Here is a 20,580-nt window from a genome sequence, read left to right as displayed (position 1 = left end):
TCATTCTTTTATCTCTCATTAATCACTATGCATTATCCTAAAGTTTACGATGTCATTGTTATCGGTGGCGGTCACGCAGGTACGGAAGCGGCACTCGCTGCAGCGCGTATGGGTCGACAGACTCTGCTTTTGACTCATAACATTGAGACTTTAGGGCAGATGAGCTGTAACCCAGCCATTGGTGGTATTGGTAAATCTCACCTTGTCCGTGAAATTGATGCTTTAGGCGGTGCAATGGCATTGGCGGCGGATAAGGGCGGTATTCAATTTCGTATTTTGAACTCGCGTAAAGGCGCAGCTGTACGTGCAACCCGTGCACAAGCTGACCGTATCCGCTATAAAGCTGCGATTCGTCATACACTGGAAAATCAAGCGAATTTAGATATTTTTCAACAATCTGCAGATGACTTAATTGTTGAAGGCGATACAGTTAAAGGTGTAGTAACACAGATGGGTATTCGCTTTGATGCGAAAACTGTGGTGTTAACCACAGGCACATTCTTAGGTGGCGTGATTCATGTTGGTCTAAATAATTCGTCAGGTGGTCGAGCTGGCGATCCGCCATCAATTTCCTTAGCGGCTCGTTTACGTGAATTAAATCTACCAGTAGGTCGTTTAAAAACAGGGACTCCACCACGTATTGATGCGCGTTCTGTCGATTTTTCTGTAATGATTCCGCAACCGGGTGATTTCCCATCACCGACCATGTCATTTATGGGGGATGCTTCGATGCATCCAGAGCAAGTAAATTGCTATATCACACATACCAATGCGCGTACTCATGAGATTATTCGGGGTGGTTTAGATCGTTCGCCAATGTATACCGGCGTGATTGAAGGTGTAGGTCCACGTTATTGCCCATCGATTGAAGATAAAATTCATAAATTTGCGGATAAAGATTCGCATCAGGTATTCCTTGAGCCAGAAGGGCTGGATACTCACGAGCTTTATCCAAATGGTATTTCAACATCTTTACCATTTGATGTGCAGTTTGAGTTGGTGCGCTCAATCCGGGGTTTGGAGAATGCACACATTCTTCGTCCTGGCTATGCGATCGAATATGATTATTTCAATCCACAGTCTTTGAAATTCTCACTTGAAACCAAATCGATTAATAACTTGTATTTTGCAGGTCAAATTAACGGTACAACAGGTTATGAAGAAGCTGGTGCACAAGGTTTATTGGCGGGCTTAAATGCTGCACGTCGTGCATGGGATCAAGAGCAATGGACGCCTAAACGTGATGAAGCGTATATGGGTGTTCTTGTTGATGACTTGATTACCTTAGGGACCAAAGAACCGTATCGTATGTTTACTTCTCGTGCGGAATATCGTTTGATGCTTCGTGAAGATAATGCTGATCAACGTTTAACAGCAATTGGCCGTGAAATGGGCTTGGTTGATGATGAGCGTTGGGCTTCTTATTGTGAAAAAATGGAAGCAGTTGAAAAAGAAACAGGTCGTTTACAACACCTTTGGGCTGCACCAAACAATCCAATGGGGAAAAGATTCGTTGAGTTGACCGGCGCTGATCTTTCTAAAGAATGTTCTGCGATCGATTTACTTAAACGTCCAAACATCAACTTTTCACAAATTGCTGAATTAACTGCTTCTGAAGTATCTGCATTTGTAGGTGAGCAGATTGAAATTGCTGTGAAATACGAAGGTTATATTAACCGTCAGCAAGAAGATGTTGCACAAATGAAGCGTTTGGAAGATACCAAAATTCCTGCTGATTTTGATTATGATATCGTTTCAGGGCTTTCTCGTGAAATCACGATGAAATTGAAAAATGTATTACCTGAAACATTGGCACAAGCCAGCCGTATTCCAGGTGTAACACCTGCTGCTGTTCAATTGGTGATGATTACAATTCGTAAAAATAACCAAGCGAGAAAATCAGCTTAAGGTGGTGAATTGTAAAAAACCCGCTATATGCGGGTTTTTTATTGTCTCGAGCTTATCTTCGTTAGGGCACAATTTGTGATTTATCTTTAAAGGCATATTTTAAATACACAGATCCAATCTAACTTTATAAAAATAAATCCTAAACAGAATTGATGAAAAACAAAGCTGTTTTAATTATTTTTCAGTTTGCAAAATCATCGCTATAGTCAACTTACATTCAAACAAGAGGTGAACGCCATGACAATGAAATCAATCCGCTACAATAGTGCTGAACTTGCGTGCTGTAACATGTGATGTTTAACATACTCCAATAAATCCCATGTCTTGTGGACATGTAAAAATGTGACATGGGTTTAATATCTGCGCAAAAACAATAAAATTTAAAAATAACAATCAAAACAATAAATCAAAGAGCCGAAAGGCTCTTTTTATTTTAATTATATTGGCTTAGGTGAAGTTGTTAGATTATTCAATTTCATGTACAGCATTGAACACTTCAACAGGCTCAATTCGGACTATCTTTTTACCAAAACTTCTTAACCACCATACCAGTTGTGAGGTAAAAGGAACCACAGCACTGACTTGATACAGTTCTTCGTTCAGTTGTTCCACTTTTTGTTCTTTACTGAGTTGGCTTTCCGTGAAGTACTGTGCATCATCTTCGTGCATGACTAATTTTAATTCAACATTTTTAGTTGGCCGAGAAAAGTCGACTCTAAAGCCTAGCGCACCAGAATCGATATATTCATCGATATCGAATTTGACAGGGTGTAAAGCACGTAAATCTAAAACAGTTGCAGATCTAAAGCGATGTAATGCAAAGGTCTGAACTTCTGTCTTGTCATGACGCGTACAAATCAAATAAATAATTGCACCTTTTTGAACCAAACCTAAAGGATTCAGAATATAAGTTTTCTCTTCACCTTGATAACCACGTGCGCGGTAGACACATTCAATTTGTTTATCTTGTAGCAGTCCTTCATAAATGGCTTGCTGTGCATGTCTTTCCACCAAAGGTGGGATCACTGGTTGGCTTGCAGGCACAATTCGAACTCGGTTAATCCATTGTCGAACATTGTTCTGCGTAGAAAGACTACGCCGTGCCAAATCGAACCAAGGGTTCATTTCATCAATTAAACTTGGAGGTAGCAGGTGTTTTAAATGTTCTTCAACCATCATAAACGTGACTGCTTGCGAGCTGGTCATATGCGGCAGACTTTGGATCGGGGCATCTGAACGCCAACGCCAGCCTTGTGGTACTGTTTTGTTACTCTCGATAGGAAAGCGTTGAGCAATCTGATTTAGATCACGCTGAATCGTACGTAAGCTGATTTCGATCCCTTCACGTTCTAAAACTTCTTGTAATTCACGTGTACCCATCCACTTCCCTGTAGAGAGTCGGGACAGGATTTGCCACTGGCGATAGAGGCTATTGGAAGTTTCTTTTTCTTGTGCAGACATGGTTTGGTATCAATGGAATCGTGAATGTTTAAGGGAAATAAATCAGCTACACAATAGAAAATTAAAACTGATTCTGCAAGTTATATCCTGTGAGTAGTTGCTTAGGTGTTGAAAATATTAGCTAAAAAATTTTGAAACAAGTTCGATCAAAACTCACATTGAGTGCTATGGCAAACAATGAATTAATAAAATTGAGCCAAAAAGATTTAATTGTACAGCGAAGAATACTGAATACGGCGATTTAATAATATTTTGGCATCGATATTGCATTATTAAAGAAGCCATTAGATAAGATAAAAAGAGGTTTGTATGCTAAAAGAAAACATGGATACAAATTCAAGCAATGAGAATTATGCAGATCGCTTCGCTTTGCCAGTTGCTGAGGCAGAAGTAAAAACTGAAATGACGAATCAACAACAGATAGGAAATATTCAACAGGCCATTCATCTAAATATCGATGCACAACAAGCCTCACATCATTTACTTAAACAGATGAATTCGGTTTTTTTTAATGAAATGACAGACGATCACGTTCTTTCTCCTGAAACTGCTGAAAAAATTGAAGATTGGTTATCTCAACACAGTATTTACCAACTTGAAAAACTCAATGAAACAGCTAAAGCGCATTTTTTATATCAAGGAATTACTTTTGCGGTTTATGGTGAAACATCGGGAATTGATCGCACCATACCATTTGACTTAATTCCGCGTGTGATTGCCAAACAACAGTGGAATAAAATTGCAGCAGGCTGTGCGCAGCGTATTCAAGCGTTAAATTTATTTTTAGCTGATATCTATAATCAACAAAATATTTTAAAAGAAGGCTTAATTCCAGCAGTACAAGTACTATCGCATGAAGCTTATCAACCAGTGATGATGAATCATCGTTTGAATGGAAATATTTACAGTCAAATCAGTGGAATCGATATTGTACGGGATTGCAAAGGTGAATTTTTTGTCCTAGAAGATAATCTACGTACGCCTTCAGGTGTGTCATATATGCTTGAAAGCCGTAAGATGAGCGAAAAACTCATGCCTGAATTATGTAATCAACATGTTGCTGATATTGGGCAATATCCGCAATTGTTGCGTGAGATTTTGGCTGAAAACTCAAAGGTAGATTGCCCAATCATCGTGGTTTTAACCCCCGGGCGTTATAACAGTGCGTATTATGAACATTCATTTTTAGCAAGGGAAATGGGTGTTCCATTGGTGACATCGCGTGACCTTTTTGTTGAAAACGACAAGGTTTATGTGAAAACCATCCGTGGTCGTCAGCAGGTTGATGTAATTTATAGACGTTTGGATGATGGTTTTTTAGACCCATTAAGCTTCAGGCCTGATAGTACTTTAGGTGTGGCAGGGTTAATGTCTGCTTATTTAAGTGGAAATGTGGTGATTGCTAATGCTCCTGGTACAGGTGTTGCAGATGATAAGTCGATTTATCCATATGTGGATCAAATGATTGCCTATTATTTAAATGAAAAGCCAATTTTGTCCAATGTACCTACTTATCAATGTCGTGAAGTTGAAGCTTTGGATTATGTTTTGGCAAATTTGGATCAATTGGTGGTAAAAGAGGCTCAAGGTTCAGGTGGTTATGGGATGCTCATCGGTCCTAAAGCAACTGAACAAGAAATTGATTTATTTAAAATGAAGCTAATGGCTTCACCCTCAGCGTATATCGCTCAACCCACCTTAAATTTATCTGTTGCACCAACACTAACTTCCCAAGGAATTGCAGAACGTCATATTGATTTACGACCATTTATTCTCAGCTCACCAGAACGCATAGAAATTGTTCCAGGTGGCTTGACTCGTGTTGCGATGCAACAAGGCTCACTGGTGGTCAACTCATCACAAGGTGGTGGAATCAAGGATACATGGGTAATTGATGAATATTCAATTTAACCCCACCTTCATACCAATCCCAGCCAAAGGAGAGCAAACATGATTTTACTCAGTACTAATGCACAGAATATATTTTGGTTAGGACGCTATTTAACCCGTATTCAATATTTATGTAGTCAATTCCCATTTAAAACCAATGAATTGGCTTTAGACTATGCGCATGCTTTTTGTTTACCTGCATTTGATGCAAGTTCTTTAAATGAATTGATTTTAGACAATGAGCAACCTGCATCATTTCATCAGTATTTTTTATGTGCCAAAAATAATATTCATGATTTACGTGGAGTGATATCAGCACAGTCTTTTGCTGAATTAAATCAGTTATTACAACAAGCAGAGCAAAATGCAGGTTTCATATGTGATGTTTGTGAAGAATGTAATGATGTTTTAGAGGCAGAAGATGATGAATTGTTATTTCTATTTTTTAGTTTAGGGCAAAAGATGGAACAATTTGATCGTCAATTACGCTTTAATCAAGATAAATCAGTCACCTTGACACAATTAAACCATTTAATTGATCGTTTAGACCAGCATGGTATGTGTAGTTTGCCTGAGGTTTGGCAAGAGCTAAAAAATCAACCTGACCGAATGAATTATTATCATTTTAGTGATCATATTGACTCGTTATTTGAATTGGATCGCTTATGAAGTTAATGATTAATCACCAAACCCATTATCAGTATTCTGAATGGGCAAAAAATAGTATTCAGTATATCAAGATGACGCCACAGTCTAATTTTCATCAACAAGTGACAGGTTGGCATGTCAGCGTCCCCGGTGAAAAACAAATCAAAAAAGACGCCTTTGATAATGTTTGGTTGACCAGTTCACAAATTGAACCTTATCAACAAATGTCCATTATGGCCCAAGGGATTGTTGACATTAATGTAGATAATCAATTTGGCATAGAAGATAAAGTATCACCTGTGGTTTTTTTACAACCAACCTCTACAACATTGTGCAATACTGAAATGATAGCTTTTGCAGAACACTATATAACGCATAAGCGATGGATAGATTTCCAAAAATTAGCAGAAGCATTGTTGCAACATATGCCTTATATCAGTGCAAGTACGACAGTAACCCACACTGCAATGGAGTCTTTTTCAGCACAACAAGGAGTATGTCAAGATCATAGTCACGTCTTAATTGCGATGGCGAAAGCCTTGGGGGTACCAGCTCGCTATGTCTCTGGTTATTTATATGTAAATAATCAATCGCATTTGGCGAGTCATGCATGGACTGAAGTGTTTTTAGAGGGCAAATGGCATGTTATTGATGTCAGTAATCAATTGTTTCGACCAGAATCACACGTCTATGTGGCAATTGGAAGGGACTATTGGGATGTTGCACCAGTCCGAGGGGTGAGAGAGCAAGGTGGAACTGAAACCATGTACTCTATTGTTCAAGTACTTGCATGTTAATGGTGGCAGTGGTAAATAGTGTGAATAATTGCAGAATCTGATTACTCTCAAATTTTAGTTGTATAGGTAGTTCCATGACGTATTGCTGTGCTTTAAGACTCAAACAAGGTTTAGTATTTATTAGTGATACGCGAACCAATGCTGGAGTTGATCACATTTCTGTATATCGAAAACTTTATACGTTTGGGGTAAAAGGTGAACGGTTTATATGTATTCAAACTTCAGGCAATCTTGCAACAACACAAGCAGTAATTGGACATTTAGAAAATCATTTGGCACTCAAGCAAGAACCCAACTTGTATAGTGTGAACACAATGTTTGAGGTTGCAGGTTTAGTCGGACAAACTCTGCGTAAAGTTATTGCTGATGTTACTGAGGATACTCAAGAGCAAAGTAACTATTATTGTAGTTTATTGGTTGGTGGTCAGATCCGTGGCGAGGAAATACAGCTTTATAATATTTATCCGCAAGGTAATTTTATTTCTGCAACTAGTGATACGCCTTATTTCCAAATTGGGGAAAGTAAGTATGGTAAACCAATTTTAGATCGTGCGTTGAGCTATGATATGCCCTTAGATGAAGCTCTACGTTGTAGTTTAATCTCATTTGATTCGACTTTACGTTCAAATGTATCGGTTGGTATGCCATTAGATGCGATGATTTATCTTAAAGACAGTCTAGAGGTGCCAAAAGGTAAGCGTATTACAGATAGTGATCCTTATTTTCAGCACATCAGTAAACAATGGTCTGAAATGTTAAAGAAAGGTTTGCAAGATTTACCCAAACCGACCCATGATTATTTTGAATAATTTTATGATGTGATTCAAAGCGAGTGTAATTTCGCTTTTTTAACTGTAGAAATAATAAGTAGATCATAAAAAATTAATTTCATAAGTTTCTGTTTTAATATTTTCACTGGATAAATAGAATAAGCTGAAAATATTTTGTGTGTTTTTAATGATGGATGCATATTGAATAAATTTTTAAAATAATAGATGAATTACTGTATAGAGATATTGCAAATATAAATATAGAAAAGTCGATAAGCACTTTAATTATAAAAGTTAAGACTTGTATATTCGTAAATAATTGTTTATAAATAATGAAAGTTAAAAAATAGAAGAATTACATGACTTTTCAATTATGCTATGCAAGTAAAACGACATCACCACCTCATCAAATACTCAATGATTTAAGAGATATTTTAGGTGAAGCGAGAGATTTTAATATATTTCATCAAATTCAAGGCGTCTTATATTTTGCGGATGAACACTTTTTTCAATGCCTAGAAGGCGATGAAATGATTATCTTACACGTGCTTGAAAAATTGTATAAAGATCCAAGACATCATCAAATTAAGTTATTTAGAGCGGGTCACGTTAAGCAGGGGCATTTTTCACAATGGTCTATGAAATACGTTAGACGAAATGGCAAAATTCAACAATACTTTGAGAGTAAGGGTTATAAATACTTTCGCCCATTGAATTTAGATGAGCAGGATATTCCGACATTGCTCAAATTACTCTATGAGATTGAGCAGCCAGAAGAGTTTGTATAAAGTCATAAAATCGATTCAAAAAAATCCAAGCGATGGCTTGGATTTTTATTTTGAATAGAAAATCAGTGCTTAAAGTTTTTTACGGATAGGGCGAGCACTCATACGACAGAGTAACTCATAACCAATCGTACCATTGGCAGCAGCCACATCATCAACCAAACGATCTTTGCCCCACAGTTCAACGACTGTTCCTAGCGGTGCGTCTAAGCCAGTGACATCAATTGCGATCATATCCATTGCTACACGGCCAATGATTGCTGTCATTTGCCCATTGATGCTGACATAATTTTGTCGAGGAAAAGCACGCGGATAACCATCTCCATAGCCTATCGAAACAATGGCAATATCCATATCACTTTTGGCAACAAATGTAGAGCCATAGCCTACAGATTCATCTGCTTTAATATGATTGAGTGCAATGATTTCAGCGGTAAAGCTCATGACAGGTTTGATGTCTAATTCAGCAATGCTTCGATCTGCAAAGGGAGACGCGCCGTAAAGCATGATACCTGGACGTACAAAATCAAAATTCAGTTCAGGCCATTTAAAAATAGCAGCAGAATTGCAGCATGAAGCTAAGATCGGTTCACAAGCAGCTTTTACCTGTAATAATTGATCTTTCTGTTGTTCATTTAACGGGTGATGATCCGCATCTGCATTGGCAAAATGCATAGTCAGCACACAGGTAAAACCTTCTGCTTTGAGTGATTGAATCACTTCAATAATTTCAGCAAACTTAAAACCCAATCGGTTCATACCGCTATTGAGTTTTACCCAAACTTTTAAACCTTTGTCGATATATTGTTTTTTATGTGCACGCAACCAAGCCAATTGTGGCTGATGATGTACAACGACTTCAACATTGTTTTCAACGGCAGTGATCATTTCATCTGCACTGAAAATACCTTCGATGAGAGTAATCGGTTGTTGATAGCCTAATGCTCGAATCTCTAAGGCTTCAGCAAGGCTGGCGACACCAAAGGCATCAGTCGCATTTAAGGCGGCTAAACAGTCCTTGACGCCATGTCCATATGCATTGGCTTTAACCATACTGACAATTTTAGCGCTTGGTGCAAGTTGTTTGACTCGGTTTAAATTATATTGCAGTGCTTCACTGTCAATATAAACTGTTGCTTGACGCACCCTAATTACTCCTGAGGAATGGCAAAGATTGAATAATGCTAAATCGCATAAATAGAGATAAAAGCCTAATTTTAAAAAAAGTGCAGCTTTAAAACGCTAAATATTGTAGTCCTATCAGCTTTAAATAAACATAAACATTTGTGTTTTGAATGGTTTATTGATTTTGTATCGATAAAATTTTTGCTAAGTGCTTTGCACATAATTTGTAAAGATATAGCTCTTTCTTTTTTAAATAAAATCGTACATTTTATATTTAAATTTAAGGATTTATTTCGGAGGGTGTATGGGAACATGGTCACATGAACCATTTGGAAATGATACTGCAAGTGATTGGGCTTATGAGTTTAAAGAGCATGATGGACATGTTGTCATTGAACAAGCCTTCGATGAAATGATTGATATGGCAACCGAAGAGTTTATCGATGCCGATATTGGTTGTATTGCACATGCTGCGGCAGATGTTTTAGCTAAATCATTTGGTGAAGGAATTGAAGAAAATGAATATTATCCTGAACCTGTAGAAAAATGGCTTGAACAGAATAAAAACAATGTCAATTATGCACTTATTCCAAAAGCATTGACTGCATTATTATTATTGACCAGTGAAAACTCTGAATTGGATGAGCTTTGGCAAGATTCAGATGATTATGATGAATGGACTAAGAATATTGAAACGTTGAGAGAGACTTTAAGTTCTAAGATTTGAAGATTAAAATCTCATCTCTACAGCAGTGTTAAATGATGCTAATTCTATTGATTAATATTATTCTTCATCTTGATATTGCGCATAATACTCAGGCGATAGATTACTAAAGCGCGTGTATTGACCTTCAAAGGCTAAACGCACAGTCCCGATCGGGCCATTACGTTGTTTACCAATGATAATTTCAGCAGTGCCTGCTTCTTTCGACTCTTTGTTATAAACTTCATCACGGTAAATAAACATAATTAAATCGGCATCCTGCTCGATTGCACCTGATTCACGTAAGTCGGACATTACCGGACGTTTATTTGGACGGTTTTCCAGAGAACGGTTAAGCTGTGATAGTGCAATAACAGGGCACATCATTTCCTTGGCAAGGGCTTTTAAGCTTCGTGAAATTTCACCAATCTCACCGACACGGTTATCACCCATGCCTGGCACTTTCATCAATTGTAGATAATCGATCATGATACAACCCAGCTTGCCACCATGTTGTTTGGCAATACGTCGTGCACGTGCTCGAAGTTCCGTTGGTGGCAGTGCAGATGAATCATCAATATAAAGGTGTTTTTCTTGTAGCTGTAAAATGGTTCCTGTGACTTTAGACCATTCATCGCCATCAAGTTTACCTGAACGTAAATGCCCTTGATGGACTTTACCGTATGCTGAAATGAGACGCATGGCGATAGAGTCTGCTGGCATCTCCATAGAGAAAACCAGTGCTGGCAGATCACAGTTAAATAACACACTTTCTACAAGGTTCATGGCAAAGGTTGTTTTACCCATCGACGGACGTGCAGCAACAATGATCATATCACCAGCTTGCATACCAGAGGTTTTATTGTCTAACTCCATAAAACCTGTGGTTAAACCAGTGATATTACCTTCCATTTGAGAAAGTTCATTTAACTTATCAAAAACGTCTGCTACAACTGAGGTAATGGCTTTTGGCCCTTGTGCTTTGGCATTGTTATTATGTTGTTCTGCAATAGAGAAAATATTGGTTTCAGCAAGATCAAGAATTTCACTCACTTCACGACCTTTGGTGTCATAAGCATTTTGCAGGATTTCATTGCCTACTTTAATCATGCTTCTTAAGGTTGAAAATTCTTTGATTTTCCCGGCATAGGTTTCTAAGTTATAGAAACTCGAAGGCGAATCTGACATTAACTGCATTAAATACTCTTCACCGCCAATTGCATCAAGCAAGTTTTGCTTAATCAGCCAATCGTTAACTAAAACTGCATCATACGGAGAATTTTCTTGTGCCAGTTTTTCAATTGCACGGAAGATATATTTGTGACGTGTTGCATAAAAATCAGTTTCATTCAAAGCGTCACTGACTTGTTCAAAAGACTCAGCAACCGTCATCAATGCAGCCAGTACAGCTTGTTCAATTGCCAAGTTATGAGGAGGCGTACGAAACTCTTTTAACTGTGCATTATCTTTATTTTTTGCATCAGTGCTGAAGGGATTCTGTTGAGCTGTGGCAGTTGCCTGAGACATATAAAACCTTGATTTTTAAATCGTGCAAAAACATTATTTACGTAATGTACGTGTGTACTGAAGTACTCACTTATCTTAATGCAAAATACTAAAAGTATCTAACAGTAATACCGATAAGTAGGGGAATGAATCAACTAGAAACAATTTCAGCTGATCCGAGGTAAAATTTAAAGATAAAAAAAGAGCATACAAAAGTATGCTCTTTTTTTCTGCAAGAAATTACTCAGATACGATTGTAACGAGAACTTCAGCAGTAACATCATGATGCAATTGGATTGCGATGTTAAATTCGCCAGTGTGACGAAGTGCACCGTTCGGTAAACGAACTTCAGCACGGTCAACAACAAGACCTGCATTTGTTAACGCGTCAGCGATATCACGAGTACCGATTGAACCGAATAATTTACCTTCATCACCAGCTTTCGCGGTGATAACGATGTTTACTTCGTTCAATTGGTCAGCACGTGCTTGAGCAGCAGCTAAAACTTCAGCTTCACCTTTCTCAAGTTCTGCACGACGAGCTTCAAAAGCAGCAGTATTCGCTTCAGTCGCTGCAACTGCTTTACCTTGAGGGATAAGGTAGTTACGGCCGTAACCAGCTTTAACTGAAACTTTATCGCCTAATTTACCAAGGTTTTTAATGCGTTGTAATAAAATAATATCCACGGCTCAACCTCACTTATGATTGTCAGTGTAAGGAATCAACGCTAAGTAGCGAGCTTGTTTAATAGCAAGCGCTAATTGACGTTGGTAACGAGCTTTAGTACCTGTAATACGGCTAGGAACAATCTTGCCGTTTTCAGTGATGTACTGTTTTAAAGTGTCGATATCTTTGTAGTCGATGTACGTAACGTTCTCAGCTGTAAAGCGGCAGAACTTGCGACGACGGTAAAAACGTGCCATTGATGTTCTCCTTATGCTTCAACAGAATCTTGAGCTTGTTGTGCTTCTTCACGTTGAGCTTTACGCGCACGTTTTTCTTCAGCACTCTTAGCGAGTAAAGATTCTTCAGTGATTGCGTTTTCACGACGGATAATCACGTTACGAAGGATTGCATCGTTATAACGGAACAATTCTTCTAATTCATTAAGCGTAGTTTGATTACATTCAAGATTCATTAAAATGTAGTGCGCTTTATGGATTTTGTTAATTGGGTAAGCCAATTGGCGGCGGCCCCAATCTTCAAGACGGTGAATTTGACCTTCAGCATCTTTGATGTGAGAAATGTAGCGTTCTACCATTCCCACAACTTGATCGCTTTGGTCTGGGTGTACCAGAATTACGATTTCGTAGTGACGCATTGTCAGCTCCTTACGGTTTATACAGCCCCAACCTTAAAAAGATTGAAGCAAGGAGTCACAATCAGCATAAGCTTTAAACAACAGTTTAAAAGCCAATAGATTGTGCCGCAAAAATTGCGAGGGCTTATTATAGGAAAGTTTGCGCACAAACACAATTTAATATTCAAATATTTATTGGAATAACCACTAAAATTTTACAGATGCGAGATTGAATTTCATCTTGTACCTATTTAGATTGAAAATGAATAAAAGTATGGATAGCTAAAATGACAAACTACAGCGCTGAAAAACTTGAAACCATTGAATCTTATATTGAAAACCCTACGCAAAATTTCTACTTTGATGTTTTTGATGGTCGTTATGATATTATCATGGTGGTGGATTGGAGAGAAGAGGATGATGCAATTATTGGCTATTGTGAAAACATTTTAGAAACTGGACAATTGTCTGCTGAACTTGAAGATACTGATAATCAACAAGGTTTTAGTATCACAATTCATTATGGTGAAAAATCATTGTTGATTCCTTATCAAGGAAAAGGTGCTGATCGTGATACCACACTACGGGCACTCAATGAAATTTTACAACCTGAGTATGAAATCCGTTTCTGCAAAGCTTCTGATGGTTCCGACACATTAGAATTTATTCCACTTCCGAAAAAATTATGGCATCAACTTGATATGAAATATGCGGGAAAAATGGATGAGTTATTTGCTCGGTTTGAGCATGATTCAGTTTTTTTTGGAAGTTAATTTGGTTAGTCAATTAGAAGTTAAATTACTAAAATAAAAGCATGAATTTATTTATTGTGCAAATATTCGATTTTGATTGATGTAGATGCCATCACATATTTATTGGATTAATTCACGATTATTTTGTCGTAATAAAAATACCACAAAGCCCTTAAAATTTGGGTCAGTATCAAATCTAAGTTGGTGATCCCATTTACCATGTTGTACCAAACCAATTTTATAAGGCAGTTTCAATGTTGAAGCGTTAGTCAAATAAGCCTGATAATTTGGAATAGTGATAGAGCCTTGATAGGTTTGAATCACCATTTCATCAATATTTTCTCTAAATAGCCTAAGTGTATCTGGATCGCGAAGATTGCCCCAATCCATCAAACTGGTGATGCTAAGTTGATAATGTTGTGGTAACTGCTTTCTAAGCTGTTGTAGAAATAAGCCATACGCTTTTAAATTTTTAGTTGGTACATCAAAGTCAATTTGAATACCTTGAATGTGATTGCCTGCGCTTTCCCATTGTAGGACGCGTTGTAAAATATTTTCTATTTCAGTGCTTTGCCAATTTAAATGATGATTTCGAAAAACCAACCATACTTTCTGATGTGGAATTTTAACCACAGAAATGCCTTGTTGGATCAAGATAGAATGGTTGGAACCTTTCTCTAGCCTAACTTCACCTTGTAAAATATAGATTTCCTTTGCATTACTTAAATAAGGCGTAGACTTGATATTTCCCCAAATCCAAAAGGCATCATAGTCATTTGCATTGACCTGATCGGAGGTTACCGCTGATTGACTCGGTTGACATGCCATTAATCCTAAACAACATTGGATTGTCAGTAGACCCGAGAAAAACTGTTTAAGCATGAATAAGCTACCAATAATATTTTAAAGATTTTGCCCATGTGGTATTTGGATAGTCACGTTTAATTTGTGTGTACCATTGTTTACGTGTGGATTTTGTGGCGTCTTTTCCACCACAGACATTTATACTACTCGGCGAATAACACATAACAGCGCGATAAAGTGCATAAGCTTGTAATTCACTTTTAGAATTTGATTTAATAATTTCTTTATAGACTTCACCACGACTAAAAGTTTCACCTGTAAAGGCATTTTTCGGCTGGTTAAAACTTGGACCATAGTAATAGTCACCATAAAAAATTTCTAAAGCAGTGCCTTGATTACGCATATATTCGCCTAGGCATAAACGATAAGTTAAATTTTTTGGATTTTTTTCTAAACCAGCTGTTAAGGTGCTTAATTTAGGGCATTTGAGCGTTGGTGTAATTTCATGACCATTCCAAACAAAAACTTCGAAGTGGGGTTCTGACTTATAAGCGTTAATTTTGCTGTTATATGCTTTGTATTCTGAGGCATCTTGAGGTAACCATGTGGTAAAGGCTTTATTGAATACCGCATAGTTTTGAGTCATTAAGCTTTTATCTAGTAATGTATATAAAGCCAGATTCTTTTTATCAACTGAACTGTCTTTGGCAATAATGATACTTTGCAAAGCTTTGACATCGGCAATTTGAGTAATGAATGCTTTCTGTAAGGTTGCTTGTTTGATTTTTGAATGATTTCCTAAAAAGGCATTTTGGTTATTGGTGTTTTTATAGTGAATCGCTAGGGCGACTTCTGCCAAAGTTTTTTGATAAGGATTAGCAGAAATTGCGAGTAAATGGTTCCAATATTGTTCAACCAGATTTTTATCACTAATTTTTTCAAGAATGACCCCTTTAAGCGTATATTGGCTGAGTTCTAAATAATTTTGAATAGAATTGGTTTTTTGTTTCGGTAAATAATTTAACGCATCTTGTGGTTTTTTCTGAATAAAATATAAATGAACAGCTTGTAAATAACGGAACAGCTCAGGTTGTTCCTTAAATACAGTTTTTTGTGCATTTAACTCGGACCAACTAATTGGCTGGTACTGCTTAGAATCACTCTGACGCATATGCATCAGATCATAGATAGCTAAAAAGAAAGGATCGTTGAGTGTTTTTGCGTTGAAGTTTTCTAAACCAAATACCTTGCGATCTATTTCGGCTGCCAATGTGGACATATCGAGATTGTAATAATCTGATTTTGGGTGATCCATCTGCCAAATCATCTCTTTGACTAGAGCATCTTGTTGATTAGCAATCCAGTAGCCTCGGCGTAAAAATCCTCTGGCACTGGCTACGTATTGGCCTTTAGGGTAAAGTTTAAAATAATCAGTAATGCGATTGAAAAAAGTTTTAAGAAGTGCTTGATCAACTTTCAGAGTATCTAAATCACCGTAACTTCCTAATGACTGGCTATACAGCTCATTTAATGATGTGCGGATGAGCATGTATTGAGCTGTTTCTTTTAACCAAGGGTCATCAACTTGGCTTAAGGCTGTAAATATTTTAGTTGCTGAGGAATAGTTAGCTTTGTAAAATAAAATAATCCCATTTAAATAAGAAGCATACTGTTGAGCGGGCTGTGTCCATTGTGAATTGACTTGAATCAGTGGAATACTTTGTTGACAATTTTTGATCTGATTTCGTTGTTCTAACAAGCTGCTTTTTTCGTCTTGAGATATTTTCTTGTGATTTGAAACCTGTTGAAGAAAAACTTCAGCACCAGATTTTAGTGTTATACAGCGTTCATCATAGACGTGATCATTTGCATCGTAAAAAGCACGTTTATTTGGAATCTTATTTTCAGATGCTTGAGTTAAGTCAGTAGGGTAAAAAGGAACTATGCCACTAGAAGTATCCCATAAACTCATTTTATCAACTTCAAATGCTTTGATACTTGCTAAACCTTTGTCACTTAGCAGTAGCATCATGTTGGTTCTATTGTCATTGGCTGGATAGAGTATGGGGAGGTTTAATATACGATATTGATTGTTGTTTAGGTCAAAAGTTGGTGATGCGACTTCTTCTGCAGCGCCCGCAAAACTAGAAGTTGGATAAACAACCAAAGGTAAACCAACAAGAAAGGCATATTGCAGTGTTTTATTTTTAAAAAGCATAAAGTGCCTATCGTTATAATAAAAATTTTAATATTTTAATTTTATTTATGCAGATAAAAAAAAGATAGAGAGAACTCTATCTTTTTTTAAAACAGTGGCAAATGTGGTGCAGGGGAGACATAACTAAAACTAAAGCTCACACTGAGTGCTGTAATTAGAATGACGGAATACAAAAAATATTTTTTTGCCCAGACCTGATCATTTTCAGCTTTAAATCCAATAATCGATAAATATACCCAATAGGCACATAAAGCATTAAAGGTAATAAGGAAAAAGATGTTGGTATAGCCAAAACAATACAATCCATTTAAAACTGCAGCAAACAGAATAACGTATATTAAACTTTCAACTTTTGTGCGAAAAATTGAACGAGCTACAGGTAAAATTGGAATATTTGCATTTTTATAATCATCAAATCGGTAGATTGCAATTCCCCAAGAATGTGGCATTTGCCAAAGTGCGTAAGCTAAAAAAATCAGCAAAGCAGCAACATCAAATCCGTTGGAAACAGCAGTATATCCAATTACAGGAGGGCTTGCGCCTGAAATACTTCCAATCACAGTTTGGTGAATGGTGGTACGTTTACTCCAAAGACTATAAAAAATCACATACACAACAAAGCCGAGTACAGCAAAGCCAAATGCGTAGGCGTTGACAAAAAACCACAACAAGGCAAAGCCAATTAAACCGAGCACAGCTGAAAAAATTAAAGCAACTGTTGGACTGATGGTTTTTTTGACAAGCGCACGATTCATTGTACGTTGCATTTTTTGGTCAATGTCTTGGTCAATGACATTATTCACCACACAGCCAGAGGCAACGACAAGCGTAGTGCCTAGTAATGTGATGAGAAGTAAAAGGAAATCTACAGAACCTTGAGCGGCTAAGAAAAAGCCGCCCAAAGTGGTAACGAAGTTACCAAAGAGAATTCCTGGCTTAGTCAGGAATAGATATTTTTTCAACATGACACCCTAGAGCATCATGTTTGAATGTAAGTAGTTCATGATCCATACAGAACCAATTAATAGAACTGCAATCGTCAGAATCGTATAGATGAATGCAATCACATTCCAGCGTTGTTCAGAAGATGAATTCATGTGCAAGAAGAAAACTAATTGTACAAGAACCTGAGCAATCGCAGTGATCGCAATCGTTGCAACAACTGCACCACCAGTCATTCCTTTCATCACCATCCCGAATGGGATGATGGTCAAAACGACAGAAAGGATGAAGCCGATAGAGTATTGTTTGATGTTTCCGTGCGAAGCACCAGCAGCATTATGATCATGACTCATTATAAAGCTCCCAGTAAATAAACTACGCTGAATACACAGATCCAAACGATGTCAAGGAAGTGCCAGAACAAACTTAGGCAAGCAAGACGACGTGTATTTGGTACAGTCAAACCATTTTTCTTGATTTGAACCATTAACACAATCATCCATACCAAACCAGATGTTACGTGGATACCGTGCGTACCTACAAGGGTAAAGAACGCAGACAAAAACGCACTGTGGCTAGGACCATGACCAGCGTGAACTAAATGATTAAATTCATAAAGTTCCATACCGATGAATGTTGCACCAAAGAGCCAAGTGATAATTAACCACATAAGCACTTGGTTTACATTTTTCTTGTAAGAAGCAAGTACCGCAAAACCGAAAGTCACAGAAGAAATTAAGAGAGCAAAGGTTTCAACAAGTACGAAACCTAAAGACTCGCCAAATAACTCTTTTGGACTTGGAGTACCAGGCGGAATATGACTGCTTAATACAGCGAACGCGATGAAGAGTGTACCGAATAAAATCAAGTCACTCATCAAGTATGTCCAGAAACCAAAGACGGTGATGTCTGTATCATCGTGATGATGATGTTCATCGTGTCCGTGGTTGTCGTGATGAAGTACTTCAGCCATATCCTTAGTCCTTCTTCAAGTGTTTTTCAAGTAAAGCATAACGCTCGTTTTCGATACGTTCTACTTCAGCAGCAGGTACGTAGTAGTCCACTTTTTTAGTGAATGAACTTACGATGAAGCTGATAACAGCACCAAGGAAAGTTGCAACGACTAACCACCAGATATGCCAGATTAAAGCGAAGCCCATTGCTGTAATGAACAAGGCAATAACAAAACCAGCAGCACGATCAGTTGGCATATGAATATCTTCATATTTCTCAGGACGTGCATATGCTACACCATTCTCTTTATCATTCCAGAAAGTATCAATACCATTGATTTTTGGAATTTCAGCAAAGTTATAGAACGGAGCAGGGGATGAAGTAGACCATTCAAGTACACGGCCATCCCATGGATCGCCAGTGTTGTCCATGTTGTCGTGACGTTGTAAGAAACCAACAATAACTTGCATTAAGAAACAAGCAATACCGATTGCTACAAGCACAGCACCAAACAAAGCAATTGCTAAGTATGGATCCCATTCAGGGTTGTCATATGTATTCAAACGACGTGTCATACCCATGAAACCAAGGATATAAAGTGGCATGAATGCAAAATAGAAACCAAAGAACCAGAACCAAAACGATGCTTTACCCCAAGTTTCATTTAACTTCCAACCAAACATTTTTGGCCAGTAGAAAGTGATACCCGCGAACATACCAAATACAACACCACCAATAATTACGTTATGGAAGTGAGCGATCAAGAATAAAGAATTGTGTACTAAGAAGTCAGCTGGTGGAACAGCCATCAATACACCCGTTAAACCACCGATACCGAAAGTCACAAGGAAGCCAAGTGTCCAGTACATTGGTGATGTAAAGGTAATGCGACCCTTATACATAGTGAATAACCATGAGAAGATTTTCACACCAGTAGGAATCGCAATAATCATGGTCATGATACCGAAGAACGCGTTGACGTTGGCACCAGCACCCATGGTAAAGAAGTGGTGTAACCATACCACGAAAGCAAGTACTGTAATCGCAATCGTTGCATACACCATAGATTTATAACCGAACAACGTTTTACGAGAGAACGTTGAAACGATTTCAGAGTAAAGACCAAAAGCAGGTAATACTAAGATATATACTTCTGGGTGACCCCATGTCCAAATCAAGTTCACATAGAGCATTGGGCTACCGCCAAGCTCATTGGTGAAGAAGTGGAAACCGAAGTAACGGTCAAGTGTTAACATTGCAATTGTTGCAGTCAATACTGGGAACGATGCAATGATCAATACTGCTGTACAAAGTGCAGTCCAAGTAAAGATCGGCATGTCCATAAGTTTCATACCAGGTGCACGCATTTTGATGATGGTAACAAAGAAGTTAACACCGGTTAAAAGCGTACCTAGACCAGAAACCTGGAGTGCCCAGATATAGTAGTCAACACCAACACCAGGAGAATATTGAATGCCAGAAAGAGGTGGATATGCCATCCAACCTGTTGCAGCAAACTCACCTAATACTAGAGAAACCATCATCAAACCAGCAGCACCAGCAAATAACCAGAAGCTCACAGAGTTTAATAATGGGAATGCAACGTCACGTGCACCAATTTGAAGTGGTACAGTAATGTTCATCATACCAACAACAAGACCCATTGCTACGAAGAAGATCATGATTACACCATGTGCGGTGAAGATCTGATCGTAATGGTCGGGATGTAAGTAACCTTCACCACCACCTTTTGCAAGGAACAGTTGAAGACGCATCATGATTGCATCAGCGAAGCCACGAAGTAGCATCACAACAGACACAAGAATATACATAATACCAATTTTTTTATGGTCTACAGATTTAAACCATACATTCCAGAGGTAACCCCATTTTTTGAAATAGGTGATACCACCGAAAACTGCAATTGCACCAAGAGCCATAATGACCATTGTTACAAGTACAATCGGCTCTTTAGGGATTGCATCCCAATTGAGTTTACCTAATAACAAAGACATG

General features: G+C 37.8%; 20 protein-coding genes. 8 read left to right on the top strand and 12 right to left on the bottom strand.

Going from position 1 to position 20,580, the window contains the following annotated elements:
- The first annotated feature begins 27 nt into the window (after window positions 1-27).
- A complete protein-coding gene (gene mnmG, locus ACG916_RS09440; RefSeq protein WP_419327761.1) occupies window positions 28-1,908 on the top strand; it encodes a tRNA uridine-5-carboxymethylaminomethyl(34) synthesis enzyme MnmG in 1,881 nt (626 codons plus the stop codon).
- A 465-nt stretch (window positions 1,909-2,373) separates the two neighbouring features.
- Here the strand turns inward: mnmG and ACG916_RS09435 are convergent, their stop codons facing one another.
- Window positions 2,374-3,369, bottom strand: a complete 996-nt coding sequence (locus tag ACG916_RS09435) for a helix-turn-helix transcriptional regulator (protein WP_336954453.1) — start codon at window positions 3,367-3,369, stop codon at window positions 2,374-2,376.
- A 309-nt stretch (window positions 3,370-3,678) separates the two neighbouring features.
- Between ACG916_RS09435 and ACG916_RS09430 the strand changes: the two genes are divergently transcribed.
- The 5 genes from ACG916_RS09430 to ACG916_RS09410 all read left to right on the top strand — a co-directional run bounded on the left by ACG916_RS09430 (window position 3,679) and on the right by ACG916_RS09410 (window position 8,262).
- Window positions 3,679-5,280: a circularly permuted type 2 ATP-grasp protein gene (locus ACG916_RS09430; RefSeq protein WP_419327763.1), complete on the top strand. Its 1,602-nt coding sequence runs from the start codon at window positions 3,679-3,681 to the stop codon at window positions 5,278-5,280.
- A 39-nt stretch (window positions 5,281-5,319) separates the two neighbouring features.
- Entirely contained in the window at window positions 5,320-5,928 is a 609-nt protein-coding gene (locus ACG916_RS09425; RefSeq protein WP_336954455.1) for an alpha-E domain-containing protein, read from the top strand.
- A complete protein-coding gene (locus tag ACG916_RS09420; RefSeq protein ID WP_419327764.1) occupies window positions 5,925-6,704 on the top strand; it encodes a transglutaminase family protein in 780 nt (259 codons plus the stop codon). The genes ACG916_RS09425 and ACG916_RS09420 overlap by 4 nt, the downstream gene beginning before the upstream one ends.
- 74 nt (window positions 6,705-6,778) lie before the next feature.
- Complete coding sequence (locus ACG916_RS09415) at window positions 6,779-7,513, top strand: proteasome-type protease (RefSeq protein WP_336954457.1); 735 nt, start codon at window positions 6,779-6,781, stop codon at window positions 7,511-7,513.
- 320 nt (window positions 7,514-7,833) lie between these two features.
- Window positions 7,834-8,262: a BLUF domain-containing protein gene (locus ACG916_RS09410; RefSeq protein ID WP_419327765.1), complete on the top strand. Its 429-nt coding sequence runs from the start codon at window positions 7,834-7,836 to the stop codon at window positions 8,260-8,262.
- Window positions 8,263-8,331: 69 nt separating this feature from the next.
- Here ACG916_RS09410 and alr read toward each other — a convergent pair whose 3' ends face one another.
- Window positions 8,332-9,405: an alanine racemase gene (alr, locus tag ACG916_RS09405; protein ID WP_336954459.1), complete on the bottom strand. Its 1,074-nt coding sequence runs from the start codon at window positions 9,403-9,405 to the stop codon at window positions 8,332-8,334.
- A gap of 283 nt (window positions 9,406-9,688) precedes the next feature.
- Here alr and ACG916_RS09400 point away from each other — a divergent pair, with 283 nt between their 5' ends.
- Window positions 9,689-10,111 (top strand): DUF4259 domain-containing protein, encoded by a 423-nt coding sequence (locus ACG916_RS09400; RefSeq protein WP_419327766.1) that lies wholly within the window; start codon window positions 9,689-9,691, stop codon window positions 10,109-10,111.
- Between the two features lie 57 nt (window positions 10,112-10,168).
- Here ACG916_RS09400 and dnaB read toward each other — a convergent pair whose 3' ends face one another.
- The 4 genes from dnaB to rpsF form a co-directional block, all read right to left on the bottom strand.
- Complete coding sequence (gene dnaB / locus ACG916_RS09395) at window positions 10,169-11,614, bottom strand: replicative DNA helicase (protein ID WP_336954462.1); 1,446 nt, start codon at window positions 11,612-11,614, stop codon at window positions 10,169-10,171.
- Window positions 11,615-11,833: 219 nt separating this feature from the next.
- Window positions 11,834-12,280 (bottom strand): 50S ribosomal protein L9, encoded by a 447-nt coding sequence (gene rplI, locus ACG916_RS09390; protein ID WP_004719333.1) that lies wholly within the window; start codon window positions 12,278-12,280, stop codon window positions 11,834-11,836.
- A 9-nt stretch (window positions 12,281-12,289) separates the two neighbouring features.
- Window positions 12,290-12,517 carry a 30S ribosomal protein S18 gene (gene rpsR / locus ACG916_RS09385; RefSeq protein WP_004719336.1) on the bottom strand — a complete coding sequence of 76 codons (228 nt, stop codon included), beginning with the start codon at window positions 12,515-12,517 and terminating at the stop codon, window positions 12,290-12,292.
- Window positions 12,518-12,528: 11 nt separating this feature from the next.
- Window positions 12,529-12,915 carry a 30S ribosomal protein S6 gene (rpsF, locus tag ACG916_RS09380; RefSeq protein ID WP_336954464.1) on the bottom strand — a complete coding sequence of 129 codons (387 nt, stop codon included), beginning with the start codon at window positions 12,913-12,915 and terminating at the stop codon, window positions 12,529-12,531.
- A gap of 266 nt (window positions 12,916-13,181) precedes the next feature.
- On the opposite strand from rpsF, the gene ACG916_RS09375 reads away from it, so the two are divergent.
- On the top strand, window positions 13,182-13,667 hold the full coding sequence (locus tag ACG916_RS09375; RefSeq protein ID WP_419327767.1) for a hypothetical protein: 486 nt from the start codon (window positions 13,182-13,184) through the stop codon (window positions 13,665-13,667).
- 99 nt (window positions 13,668-13,766) lie between these two features.
- Here the strand turns inward: ACG916_RS09375 and ACG916_RS09370 are convergent, their stop codons facing one another.
- The 6 genes from ACG916_RS09370 to cyoB all read right to left on the bottom strand — a co-directional run bounded on the left by ACG916_RS09370 (window position 13,767) and on the right by cyoB (window position 20,579).
- On the bottom strand, window positions 13,767-14,528 hold the full coding sequence (locus ACG916_RS09370; RefSeq protein ID WP_419327768.1) for a DUF3142 domain-containing protein: 762 nt from the start codon (window positions 14,526-14,528) through the stop codon (window positions 13,767-13,769).
- A gap of 7 nt (window positions 14,529-14,535) precedes the next feature.
- The gene (locus ACG916_RS09365; protein ID WP_419327769.1) at window positions 14,536-16,668 is read right to left on the bottom strand and encodes a PA5441 family protein; all 2,133 of its coding nucleotides are present in this window, start codon (window positions 16,666-16,668) and stop codon (window positions 14,536-14,538) included.
- 86 nt (window positions 16,669-16,754) lie between these two features.
- The gene (cyoE, locus tag ACG916_RS09360; RefSeq protein ID WP_004719345.1) at window positions 16,755-17,633 is read right to left on the bottom strand and encodes a heme o synthase; all 879 of its coding nucleotides are present in this window, start codon (window positions 17,631-17,633) and stop codon (window positions 16,755-16,757) included.
- Between the two features lie 6 nt (window positions 17,634-17,639).
- Window positions 17,640-17,966, bottom strand: a complete 327-nt coding sequence (cyoD, locus tag ACG916_RS09355) for a cytochrome o ubiquinol oxidase subunit IV (protein ID WP_171066910.1) — start codon at window positions 17,964-17,966, stop codon at window positions 17,640-17,642.
- Window positions 17,963-18,583, bottom strand: a complete 621-nt coding sequence (gene cyoC, locus ACG916_RS09350) for a cytochrome o ubiquinol oxidase subunit III (RefSeq protein ID WP_056512630.1) — start codon at window positions 18,581-18,583, stop codon at window positions 17,963-17,965. Before cyoC ends, cyoD begins: the two co-directional genes overlap by 4 nt.
- A 4-nt stretch (window positions 18,584-18,587) precedes the next feature.
- Window positions 18,588-20,579, bottom strand: coding sequence for a cytochrome o ubiquinol oxidase subunit I (gene cyoB, locus ACG916_RS09345; RefSeq protein WP_004719352.1), 1,992 nt, complete (start codon window positions 20,577-20,579; stop codon window positions 18,588-18,590).
- Window position 20,580: the final 1 nt, after the last annotated feature.

Source organism: Acinetobacter legionensis (assembly GCF_048552295.1).
Classification (GTDB): Bacteria; Pseudomonadota; Gammaproteobacteria; order Pseudomonadales; family Moraxellaceae; genus Acinetobacter.
The sequence above is the reverse complement of the archived record's forward strand: the minus strand, read 5'-3'. Positions and strand labels throughout refer to the sequence as shown.